The 12,298-nt window shown below is 31.8% G+C and carries 12 protein-coding genes; 10 read left to right on the top strand and 2 right to left on the bottom strand.

Annotated elements, in window-relative coordinates; translation table 11 throughout:
- Positions 1-20: 20 nt before the first annotated feature.
- Both UF10_RS04605 and UF10_RS04600 read right to left on the bottom strand, forming a co-directional pair.
- Positions 21-1,184: an efflux RND transporter periplasmic adaptor subunit gene (locus UF10_RS04605; RefSeq protein ID WP_106776637.1), complete on the bottom strand. Its 1,164-nt coding sequence runs from the start codon at positions 1,182-1,184 to the stop codon at positions 21-23.
- A gap of 172 nt (positions 1,185-1,356) precedes the next feature.
- Positions 1,357-2,211 (bottom strand): sulfurtransferase, encoded by an 855-nt coding sequence (locus tag UF10_RS04600; RefSeq protein WP_106776636.1) that lies wholly within the window; start codon positions 2,209-2,211, stop codon positions 1,357-1,359.
- 817 nt (positions 2,212-3,028) lie between these two features.
- Here UF10_RS04600 and UF10_RS04595 point away from each other — a divergent pair.
- The 10 genes from UF10_RS04595 (at position 3,029) to UF10_RS04550 (ending at position 12,189) form a co-directional block, all read left to right on the top strand.
- A complete protein-coding gene (locus UF10_RS04595; RefSeq protein WP_106776635.1) occupies positions 3,029-3,922 on the top strand; it encodes a sulfide/dihydroorotate dehydrogenase-like FAD/NAD-binding protein in 894 nt (297 codons plus the stop codon).
- On the top strand, positions 3,922-5,310 hold the full coding sequence (gene gltA / locus UF10_RS04590) for an NADPH-dependent glutamate synthase (protein ID WP_106776634.1): 1,389 nt from the start codon (positions 3,922-3,924) through the stop codon (positions 5,308-5,310). Before UF10_RS04595 ends, gltA begins: the two co-directional genes overlap by 1 nt.
- A 235-nt stretch (positions 5,311-5,545) precedes the next feature.
- On the top strand, positions 5,546-6,316 hold the full coding sequence (locus tag UF10_RS04585) for a tetratricopeptide repeat protein (protein ID WP_106776633.1): 771 nt from the start codon (positions 5,546-5,548) through the stop codon (positions 6,314-6,316).
- Positions 6,317-6,381: 65 nt separating this feature from the next.
- Positions 6,382-7,101, top strand: a complete 720-nt coding sequence (locus UF10_RS04580; protein WP_106776632.1) for a pseudouridine synthase — start codon at positions 6,382-6,384, stop codon at positions 7,099-7,101.
- Positions 7,102-7,177: 76 nt separating this feature from the next.
- A complete protein-coding gene (locus UF10_RS04575; RefSeq protein ID WP_170062448.1) occupies positions 7,178-7,726 on the top strand; it encodes a class I SAM-dependent methyltransferase in 549 nt (182 codons plus the stop codon).
- A gap of 144 nt (positions 7,727-7,870) precedes the next feature.
- Complete coding sequence (locus tag UF10_RS04570; RefSeq protein ID WP_106776630.1) at positions 7,871-8,746, top strand: MurR/RpiR family transcriptional regulator; 876 nt, start codon at positions 7,871-7,873, stop codon at positions 8,744-8,746.
- Positions 8,747-8,848: 102 nt separating this feature from the next.
- On the top strand, positions 8,849-9,499 hold the full coding sequence (locus UF10_RS04565) for a histidine phosphatase family protein (RefSeq protein WP_106776629.1): 651 nt from the start codon (positions 8,849-8,851) through the stop codon (positions 9,497-9,499).
- 17 nt (positions 9,500-9,516) lie between these two features.
- Complete coding sequence (locus UF10_RS04560; protein WP_106776628.1) at positions 9,517-10,812, top strand: BaiN/RdsA family NAD(P)/FAD-dependent oxidoreductase; 1,296 nt, start codon at positions 9,517-9,519, stop codon at positions 10,810-10,812.
- Between the two features lie 95 nt (positions 10,813-10,907).
- Positions 10,908-11,570 (top strand): (d)CMP kinase, encoded by a 663-nt coding sequence (gene cmk / locus UF10_RS04555; protein ID WP_106776627.1) that lies wholly within the window; start codon positions 10,908-10,910, stop codon positions 11,568-11,570.
- Complete coding sequence (locus tag UF10_RS04550; RefSeq protein WP_242969044.1) at positions 11,542-12,189, top strand: lysophospholipid acyltransferase family protein; 648 nt, start codon at positions 11,542-11,544, stop codon at positions 12,187-12,189. Before cmk ends, UF10_RS04550 begins: the two co-directional genes overlap by 29 nt.
- Positions 12,190-12,298: the final 109 nt, after the last annotated feature.

Here is a 12,298-nt window from a genome sequence, read left to right as displayed (position 1 = left end):
CACCCTCTCGTGTTTTTCCACTAATTCTCAGGATTTTCCTCTGAGGAGCTAGCAGAATTATCATTTTCAGATTTTGTTTTATCTGTATCTGCCTTTCCAGCACTTCCAGATTTATCTGCTACGGGATCCCCTTCCTTCATATTTTTAGTAGGGTTCTTTACAATTATATCATTCTCATTTAAGTTTCCTGATACTACAGAGAAGTCTCCGCTTTCAGAAAGTATTTCTATATTTATTTTTCTTAAATAACCATCCATTTCAGCAAGTACATATACTTCGCTACCATCATTAATAATAGAAGCGGAAGGAACCTTGTGCTTATCTGTATTAACTTCAATAACAGCTTGTGTATGATATCCATCTATAATTCCATCTTGTGTGTCAAGTGTCAACATTATACTATAAAATGACATTGAAGTAGCTGAAGAACCATCTCCTGAAGCATCTTGAGGAGATGATGCAGATACAGGTCTTTCAGATATATAGCTTACTCTACCTTTAACTGTATCTCCAGTAGACAAGATAGTAATGTCAGCAGTCATATCCTGTTTGATTTTGGATAGATCCTGTTCACTTATTTGACCATTCATAACATAGTCAGTTGTCTGTACAGTCATAAGTGCAGAACCTGGTGCTTGCGTATCTTGATTTTGGTTATTATTTAAATAGACCTTCCCATCAAAAGGAGCTTTTATCTTTGTATATGCCTTGGCATTTGCAGTAGATAAGCTCGTATTTAATGTTGCTATTTGTGAATTAATAGCTGTTAGAGAAGGGTCATCTGATTTTAATTTTTTCTTTTCAGAAATTAAATTTTTTATTTGAGTTTTTATACCAGAAATTTCTTGTATAGCAGCCTCATCTTTTACAATATACAAAACATCATCTTTCTTTACATTCTGTGCATTGCTTACTCGAACATCAGGTATTTCTCCATTTGGAGGTCCTGATATATCTTTGCTTTGTTTTGGAACTATACGACCATTGATGAAGATTTTTTCATTTTCCGGTATTGTATAGGTTTGAACAGTAGGTTCTGTTTCTTTTTGTGATTGATTCTTGAGTACAATTCCACCAGCCACAATAACAATTACAGCAACTACTACTATTCCCAAATATATTTGTATTTTTTTATTTGATTTAATCTTTGTTAAACCATCTCCAATTTTATCTTTTAAAGACATCTTAACCTCCTATATATTAAGTTTTTGATTTTTATTCAAAAAACATGTAAAATTCAACACAAAATATGATTTGATTTTACATTAAAATGGCGCTTATTGCAATAATATTTAATAAATTTGCCACAATAGGAAGAGATTATTGCTACATTAATATTGCATTGCCATATTTCACTTATTCTTCTCCAGTGGCAATTTTATTGTCATCGTAGCTTATCCAATCTGAAAAACTGCCTGGGTAAATCTTATAAGGTATATCTATTATATCAAGTGCTAAAGCATTTACCATTAGAGAGATACCTGAACCACAATAAACGATGATTTCTTTATTTGGATCAAGATTTTTAAAATGTTTCTTTAGATATTCGGGAGATTTAAAAGAACTTTTTGTCATATCATCGACGTTCAATACATCCATAAAGAAGTATGACTTTGCACTCGGTATATGTCCTGCAACTTTATCAACAGGTTCTTCTAGTCCTAAATATCTATTTTTAGCTCTTGAGTCAATAAGAATTGTATCCTTATCATAGAGTTTAGATTTTACATAATCCATATCCACAATAAAAGAGTTATCTATTTTAACATCTAGCTTTGCTGATTTATTATCCGCTACATTTTCTTCCTTTTCAATATCTCCATTAAAGTGCTTATATGAGACAAGTCCACCATCTAATACATAAGCATTATAAAAGCCAAGATTATTTAACTGGAAAATCAATCTAGCAGCCCCTTGCATATCACCATCATCGTAGGCAACCACAGTTACATCATTAGATATACCAAAGTTTTCCATTGTTTTTTTAAAGTCCATATGATTTTTAAAAGGATGTCTACCGCCGTGCTCTGATTTTGGATCTGCAAGGTCCTTTTCGATATCAACTAGGTAAGCACCTTTAATATGACCCTCTCTATAAGAGTCAGCCCCGTAGTTTTTGTTCATAAGATCAAATCTACAGTCCAAGAGAACATATTTCTTTCCTGATTTCATTAATTCAAATAATTCTGGAACGGATATTAATCTTTTCATTGTTTTCACTCCTTATCATTAAGATAAAATACTGTTAATAATCATAACTACAAAATATGCCTATCTTAATTAGTATAACATATGAACTCATAGATGTATATAATTATGGTGACAGTTTAAATTGGCTACTAAAAACTTCATTCCCTCAATAAAATTATAAAAAAAATATATATAATAAAAAATATATAGAAAAAAATATAAAATACAAGAGCTTTCTAACTAATTTTAAAATACAGGTGGTTTTATGTAAGCTACTCAAGGCCTTGATGAATGTACCTATGAGTAGATAGAAAGCCTTAAAGCAATCCTTTAAAAATGGAATGATTTCATTAAAAAAATGAAAACTTTGTTTAAAATTTATTTATATTTGAGGAAAACATAAAGTATTTATGCTGTATTTCAATAAAGAATTTGAAGTATTCAAAATATTTGATTATAATTTATAAAAAATGTGCAAACGGTGCTAGTATTGAAATTTTAGGCTTATTCAAAAAAATAATGAGAATATAGTTTCATATTGAAAAAAGTTTAAAAAGGAAATGAAGAAAAAAATGAAGAAATAGAAGATTTTTTTTGAGAATAATTTAATAAATTACTATAAATTACTTTTGATATGGTGTATAATGGACTTAATCGTATTATTTTTATATTGTGCACTGAAATAAAGTAAAATAAAAATTATATATATATACTATATATATATATAGCATATATGATGTATTTTTTACTATTTTAACATAATATATAAGTAGATCTGTAGGCATTAAGAATAGTATGATTATATTTTATTGTAAAAAGGTACAAGGGGGATATAGTGATGAGCTATAAGATAGTTGAAAAAAAACAGCTAAACGATGTTGTTTATTTAATGGATATTGAAGCTCCAAGAGTTGCTAGAGCTGCAAATCCTGGACAGTTCATTATAGTTATTATTGACGAAAAGGGCGAGAGAGTTCCTTTGACAATAGCCGACTATGATGTAGAAAGAGGTACTGTAAGTATAGTTTTCCAGGTAGTTGGAGACTCAAGTACAAAATTAAGTAAGCTTGATGCAGGCGACAGTGTTGCAGACTTTGTTGGTCCACTAGGTCAGCCAAGTGAATTCATTCATGAAGACATCGAAGCTTTAAAGAAGAAAAAGATTGTATTTATAGCTGGTGGTGTTGGAGCAGCTCCAGTATATCCACAGGTTAGATGGATGCACGAACACGGAATTGATGTAGATGTAATTATAGGTGCTAGAAGTAAGGATATAGTGATATTTGAAGATAAGATGAGAACTGTATCTGATAATGTTTATATGTGTACAGATGATGGTACTTATGGTTTCCATGGTAATGTAACTATGTTACTTGAAGATTTAGTAAATAATCAAGGAAAGAAGTATGATGAAGCTATAATAATTGGACCTATGATAATGATGAAGTTTGCTTGTATGAGCACTAAGAAGCTTAATATACCTACTACTGTAAGTTTGAACACTATAATGGTAGACGGAACGGGTATGTGTGGTGCTTGTCGTGTAAGAATAGGTGATGAAATTAAGTTTGCATGTGTTGATGGACCAGAATTTGATGGTTGGAAAGTTAACTTTGATGAAGCAATGAAGAGACAGCAAATGTTTAAGACTGAAGAAGGCAAAAAGGCTCTAAGAAAGAGTGATGGAGCAACTCACTCAAGCCCAGACTGTCAGATAGGGGGTGCTCACTAATGGCTATGTCACCAAAGGTTCCAGTAAGAGAACAAGATCCAAAGGTAAGAGCAACGAACTTTGAAGAAGTTTGTTATGGATATAATGAAGAAGAAGCAATGAAGGAAGCACAGAGATGTCTAAACTGCAAAAACCCTAAGTGTGTAGGCGGATGTCCAGTAAGTATAGATATACCTGCATTTATTCAGGAAGTAAAAGAAGGAAACTTTGAAGAAGCTGCTAAGGTAATTGCTAAGAGTAGTTCTCTTCCAGCTGTATGTGGTCGTGTATGCCCACAGGAATCACAGTGTGAAGGTAGATGTATATTAGGTATAAAGGGTGAACCAGTATCAATTGGTAAGCTTGAAAGATTTGTAGCGGACTGGTCTAGAAAAAATAAGGTAGACCTAAGCGGAGATATTAAGAGCAATGGAATAAAGGTTGCTGTAGTTGGTTCTGGACCATCAGGACTTGCTTGTGCAGGAGACTTGGCAAAGTTAGGATATGAAGTAACTATATTTGAAGCATTCCACAAAGCAGGTGGTGTTTTAACTTATGGTATACCAGAATTTAGACTTCCAAAGTCAGAAGTTGTTGATTATGAAGTAAACTCTATTGAAAAATTAGGAGTTAAGATAGAAACTAATGTAGTTGTTGGTAGAACAATGACTATAGAAGAAATGTTTGAAGATGAAGGATTCAAGGCAGTATTCATAGGTTCTGGAGCAGGACTTCCATCATTTATGGGAATACCTGGTGAGAATGCAAATGGTGTTTTATCTGCAAATGAATTCTTAACAAGAGTAAATCTAATGAAGGCTTACAAAGATGACTATGATACTCCAATCAGAGTGGGTAAACGTGTGGCTACAGTTGGTGGCGGAAACGTTGCAATGGATGCTGCAAGAACTGCTCTTCGTCTAGGAGCTAAGTCTCATATAGTATACAGAAGAAGTGAAGAAGAACTCCCAGCAAGAGTAGAAGAAGTACATCATGCAAAGGAAGAAGGCATAGATTTCAACCTTCTAACTAATCCAAAAGAAATACTTGTCGATGAAAACGGTAATGTTTGTGGAATGACTTGTATTAGAATGGAACTTGGAGAGCCAGATGCATCTGGAAGAAGAAGACCAGTAGAAATACCAGGATCTGAATTTGATTTGGATGTAGATATGGTAATAATGTCACTTGGAACTAGACCAAACCCATTAATCGCATCTACAACACCAGGTCTTGATATAAACAAGAAAAGATGTATAGTTGCTGATGAGGACGGATTGACTTCTCTAGAAGCTATCTATGCAGGTGGAGACACTGTAACAGGTGCTGCAACAGTTATATCAGCAATGGGTGCTGGTAGATCAGCAGCGGCTGCTATGGATAAGTATTTAAGAGAAAAATATTTATAAATTTAACTCGCTTGTTTTCTTATTTTGAATTTTAAGTGAATGAAAAATAGACTATATTTATTAAGATAGGGCTACTGTAATGGTAGCCCTATCTTTTGTTTAAATAATTATAGATTAGTATCTATAATAGCTCTTTAATTGTTTGCTTGATTAAAGACCATATGGTATAATAAAAAGGTAATTAGCGTGTTTTTACGTTAATTTTAGGATGCGAGTACCTTTACAGGAGGTTAAGATGAATAAGAAAATAATTTCGATAATGGTATTGATATGTGCACTTACTCTTTCAGGGTGTGGATTTACAGAGTCAAGTGAATTGATGACTGGTGCTAGAAAATTCATTGAAAATGGTGAATATGATAAAGCTATGACTAATCTTTCTAAAGTCCTAGATGAAGATGAGTCCAACTCAGAAGCAAGAGGAATGTACTATCAAGCTATGAAGCTAAAAAAGGCTCAAAAATGCGAATCTCGTAAGGATTATGAACAGGAAATAAAGGAGTTACAAGATTTATTAAATGATAATTCAGGATCTGCAAAAGTAAGAAGTCAGGCAGAAGATATGTTGGCAAAAGCTCAAGAAGCTTTGAAAAATCAAAAAAGAGCAACAATTACTAGAAAAGAAAATGCAAAGAAAACGGCAGAGGAAAATAAAAATAACTATACAAGTGCCTCTATATATAGCTCAAATTTTTATAGTGATAAACAACAGTACTCTTCAAAAAGTAATAGTGAAGATGATTACTCTGATAAAACAACAGAGAAAAAAGACTATACAGGCAGTACAGGATCTCAAGACAAGGACTATACAGGCAGTACAGGATCTAACAACAATTATGGCGGAAGCAATACAACTGGAACAAATCCACCTAATACAGGTAATTCTACTGGAAATAATGTTGGAGGCAACACGGGGAATAACACAGGTCAACAAAGTGGAGGAAATACAGGTGGTATAGGTCAAACACAGACACAACCGCAAACGCAACAAGGTGTAGGAAATTAGAAAAGTTAATTATAATTAGAAAAGCTATTTCTTTTAGAGATAGCTTTTTATTAAGGGGATTTAAAATGAGAATAAATAAATTTATAGCAAGATCAGGAATTGCATCAAGAAGAAAGGCTGAGGAATATATATTAGCTGGAAGAATAAAAGTAAATGGTAGTGTAATGAAGGAACTATCTTATCAAGTTGATGAGGATAGAGATATAGTTGAGTTTGATGGACAGACAATATCTAGAGAAGATGAGAAGAAAGTATATATTTTACTAAACAAGCCAGAAGGATATATAACAACGGCAAAAGAACAGTTTGGCAGAAAGAGTGTAATGGATTTAATTCCAAATGTAAAAGAAAGAGTATATCCAGTAGGTAGATTAGACTATGAAACTAGTGGTTTATTACTTATGACAAATGACGGAGATCTTACATATAAATTAACGCATCCAAGTCATGAGTTTAATAAGACATATATAGCTTCAGTAAGAGGCATACCTACAGCAAGGGAAATTTCTTCATTTGAAAATGGTTTAGAAATAGAAAATTATGTTACAGCAAAGGCAGAAATAAAAATACTAAAGACAAGCACGGAGAAAAACTATTCAGTATGTAAGGCAACAATACACGAAGGACACAATAGACAGGTGAGAAAGATGTTTGAAGCTATAGGTCATCCGGTAATGAATCTTAAAAGAATTGCGCTTGGTGAAATACACTTAAATGACTTAAATCCTGGAGAACATAGAAGTCTTACTGAAGCGGAACTTAAGTATTTGAAAAATCGTAAGTAATTATTTGTTAGCCGATACATAAAAGTTTTACAAGTAAAGAATTAGAGGTATAAATTATATGGAAGATTTCAACAATGTGAACAGTATAATAAAGTTAATAGCAAAGAGTAAGTTAAAAGCTGGAGACAGCATACTGGATGCAACAGTAGGAAATGGTAATGATATACTATATTTGATGAAAATAGTCGGTGAAAAGGGATTTGGATACGGGTTTGATATTCAAGAGTTGGCAGTTAATAACACGAAAAGATTATTGCAAGAGAATGGATTTGAAGACAATAGTAAAATAATACATGACGGTCATGAGAATGTTGGGCTATATGTAGATAGGCAGATCGATTTTGCAGTTTTTAATCTGGGTTATTTACCGAAAGCTGATCATAGTATTATAACAAGAGCTAATACAACTATTAAGTCGATAGAATCTATAATAGAACTTTTATCCCAAGGTGCCATGATAGCCTTGGCATCATATGTTGGGCATGAAGGTGGCATGGAAGAGTTTTTAGAAGTTAAATCCTTTGTTGAAGCTTTGGATCAGAAAAAATATAATGTATCTATGGTCAATTTTTTGAATCAAAAAAATAAGCCTCCGAAGTTAATTCTTATAGAAAAAAGAAAATAAAGAAAATTTATTATATTTGCTGAAATGACAAATATTTTTTTCATTAATCTATTAAGGAATTGTCTATTCAATTGAAAATATTATATTATTACTGTATAATGTTATTAGTGATAATTAAGTATTTTATATAAGGGGTCTTATTATATGAATGATGATGTAAATATAAATGAAAGTGATAGTCTTATGACTATTATGAAAGAAAAGTATAAAACAATGAGTAAAGGTCAAAAATTACTTGCAAATTATACTATGGGAAATTACCCAAAAGTTGCATTTATGACAGCTTCAAAGTTGGGTGAAACCGTCGGAGTAAGTGAGTCTACTGTTGTAAGATTTGCTAATTCATTAGGATTTTCGGGATATCCAAAGTTTCAGGATGACCTTCAGGAGCTAATCAAGACAAAGCTGACAACAGTAGAAAGAGTGGAAATGGCCAATAGGGATTATTCCACTGATTCAAAAATTCTAGAAAATGTATTAAAGGCAGATATTGATAATATCAAAGAAACTCTTGATACTCTAGAGGAAAAATCATATGAAAAGGCAGTAAATACAATTATTTCTGCTAAGAAGCTATATATAATGGGGTTAAGAAGTTCTATATATGTAGCAAAGTATCTAGGTTATTACCTAAACTATATATTAGATGACGTGATAATTGTAAGAATGGATATGGGCGAGCCCGTAGAACAGATGATTAAGCTTGGAAAAGGTGACGTTTTAATCGTAATAAGTTTTCCAAGGTATTCAAAAAAGACCCTACAAGTAGCGGAATTTGCTAAAGAAAGAGGAGCTAAAGTAATAGCACTTACAGATAGCTACAATGCTCCTACAGCAAAGATTTCAGATGTAATAGTAACAGTTAAAAATAATATGGTTTCATTTGTAGATTCTCTTGTACCAGCATTTAGCGTGGCAAATGCTTTAGTAATAGGTGTAGCCATGAGAGAAAAAGAGGATATAATGTCATATTTTAATGAATTAGAAGATATCTGGGAAAAATTTGAAATATATGAGTAAATACTAGCGTAACCTAATATGTTGATATCATATTGGGTTACTTTACTTTAAGGATAGATATTTATTAATAAAAACAAAAAGAGATTAATAATAGGAGGCAATATGAATACATATTACTTAGTAAGACATGGACAAACTGTATGGAATACTTTAGGAAAGACTCAGGGGCATGGTAATTCTCCTCTTACAGAACTAGGAGAAAGGCAAGCAAGTGAATTAGCAGAGGCTTTAAAGAATTATCCTATAGATATGATATATTGTAGTGACTTAGGAAGAGCTGTTCAAACTGCAGAAATAGTTGGCAGTAAATTAAATATTAAGGTTGAGCCGACAAATCTTCTTAGAGAGATGGGCTTTGGTATATGGGAAGGTATGCCAATGAAAAAGATAGAGAAAATGTATCCGGATACTTTTAGAATGTGGAGAGAAGAGCCAGATAAAGCCCATATTCCTAAGGGAGAAGCCTTATCTATGGTAAAAGATAGAACTGAAGAACTTATAAAAATGCTAAACGATAAATATGACAATAGACATATATTATTGGTATCACATTCAGTAACTGTAAGAGTGATGCTTTTAGATTTTCTTGAATCTCATGTTAGAAATTTATATAGAATTAAGCAGGATAATACTGCCTTGAATATAGTAGAGTATAGAAATTATGGCCCTGTGATTATGAAGATGAATGATACAAGACATCTAAAAACAGATAAAAATAGAGGGGCTAATGAAAAAGTTAGTGCTTTAGAATAAATTGGAGAAAATAATAAATGCTAAAAAATTATGATATTGCAATTTTGGGCGCAGGTCCAGCAGGTATAATGGCAGCTTTGTCTGCAAGAAAAGTAAATAATCAGGCTGATATATGTATAATTGATTCTAATAGTAATATTGGAAATAAACTTAGAATTACAGGTGGTGGAAGATGTAATTTCACCAACAATAAAGATATATCTAATTTCTTTGATAATATAGTGAGAAACAAGAAATTTCTCTACTCATCTTTGTATAGCTTTTCAAATGAAGACTTAAAAGAATTTATAAAAAAAATTGGACTAGACTATGTGGTAGAGGATGACAATGATAATAAGGTATATTTAAAAAGTGGAAAATCTATGGACTTGATTGAAGTGTTGAACTTAGAGCTGAGAAAATCAAATATAGATTATATAAGTAAGAGTAAGGTAGGAGATATAAATCTAAAAGAAAAGAAAATAATTTCTGATGATTTGATAATAAAATCTGATAGGATTATAATAGCTTCAGGGGGGTCTAGTTATCCTCAGACAGGGTCTGATGGCTCTATTATGAAGATACTTTCTAAAAAGGGTTACAATGTGATCAAGGAAGTTCCAGCCTTGGCTCCTATGAATATAAAAGAAAGTTGGGTAAAGGATATTCCAGGAATATCGCTTCAAAATGTATCTATCACAGTATCTAAAGTAAGTTCCAAAAATAAAAATAGTTCCAAAACTAGTAATCAAAAATCGAAAAAGCTAGCAGAATTATATGGTGATATGGTTTTTACTCATAAAGGTATCGGTGGACCTGCTGTTTTGAAGGCATCATCTTATATTAATAGAAGTATAGAAGAATCAATTTTAGAGATTGATTTTATAACAGATATAGCTAAAGATGAACTTTTTGACATAGCAAAAAGTAATCCTAAAAAAACAATTTTAAGTAATCTTAAAGAATTATTTCCCAACAATTTTTTAAAGAGGATACTGGAAAAATGTAATGAGGAATCGGATGGAAAATTTGACTTTATAAATGATTGCAGTGCAAATATTTCAAATAAAAACTTTGAAATACTTTACAAATCACTTAAAAAAGCAGAGTTGACTCCAACATCATTAGCAGATCTAGAAAGAGCAACTATAACTTCTGGTGGAATAGATGTAAAAAATATTGATTCTAGTAGTTTAGAGTCAGTGATTGATTCAGGTATATATTTTGCAGGAGAAGTGATAGACGTCGATGCTTTAACTGGGGGTTACAACTTACAGATAGCCTTTTCTACAGGTTACTTAGCAGGTATGAGTGCTGCAGAAAGTTTGAAATAGTTAAGGATAACTACAGAAAATAACTATAATATATAATTATTATAAATAAGTTTTTATTTTTGATTAATTTCAATATAAAAAGAATGGAGAAATGAATGGAAAATCTGATTATAGCGATAGACGGGCCAGCAGGTGCAGGTAAAAGTACGATATCCAAACTTGTATCCAAAAGGTTAGATATAAACTATTTGGATACGGGGGCAATGTATCGTGCAATCACATATAAATGCATAGAAGAAGGTATAAATATTAATAATGAAGAAGAGGTAATAAAGATTTGTGAATCATCTGATGTAGATTTTCGAAATAATCAAATCTATTTAGATGGTAAAAACATAGATATAGAAATAAGAAGACAGGAAGTATCTTCAAATGTTTCAAATGTTGCAAAGATAAAGAAGGTTAGAAAACTATTAGTAGCAAGACAAAGAGAGATAGCTTCTGAAAGCGATGCTATACTAGATGGAAGAGATGTTGGCACTTGTATATTCCCAGATGCCAGATATAAATTCTTTCTTTCAGCTTCAGCACAGGAGAGAGGAAGAAGAAGATATGAGGAGCTTAAGTCTAAGGGCGAAGATGTAGACTTGGATAATATAATAGAAGATATAAAAAAGAGAGATAAAATTGATTCGACTAGGGAGGTTTCTCCTCTTATAAAAGCTGAAGATGCTATAGAAATAGACTCAACAAGTATGAGTATAAATGAAGTGGTAGACTATATTATAGATGCGGTGGAATCAGATAAAATCAGATAAGGGTGATAAAATGAGGTTTTACAATTTTGTATGCGGGGTACTAAGAGCTTTTTCTAAAATTTTTTTTAGAATGGAGATAACTGGTCAAGAGAATATTCCAGACGATGGAAACCTGATAATAGTAGCAAATCATAAGAGTGTTCTAGATCCAGTTTTTATGATGGCTTCAGTAAGAAATAGAAGAATAATACCTGTCGCAAAAAAAGAGTTATTTAAGATACCTGTTTTAAGATTGATACTTAAAAAGTTAGAGGTAATAGCAATTGATAGAGAAAATCCAGGTCTATCAACTATAAAAGGAATATTAAAGCAAATTAAAAGTGGGAGAGTTTTAGGTATATTTCCAGAGGGTACGAGAAGTGAAACAGAAGAGTTCTTACCTGCAAAGCCAGGAGTTGCCTTATTTGCATTAAAGACTAAGGCTAATATATTACCTATGAGTATAATAAGTACTTATAGGCCTTTTTCTAAGGTAAAGGTAGTAATAGGGGAAACAATAGATATGACTGAGTACAACACAAGAAAGGTTGATAAAAAGGAATATCAAGAAATAGCCCAAATTATGATGGATGCAGTTGAAAAAAATTATTTAGAAAATAAAAATGGCATAAAAAAGTAATATGTCAATCATTATTAAAGTTTAAAAGCCAGTAATCAAGCTTAAAATGTAAGTAAATGGGTAAAATACTATTAAATAATTATTTAAAGCCATTATTGGCAATGAAGGG

The sequence above is a fragment of the Peptostreptococcus russellii genome (assembly GCF_003012055.1).
Classification (GTDB): domain Bacteria; phylum Bacillota; class Clostridia; order Peptostreptococcales; family Peptostreptococcaceae; genus Peptostreptococcus; species Peptostreptococcus russellii.
This window is presented reverse-complemented; position numbering and strand designations above follow the sequence as displayed.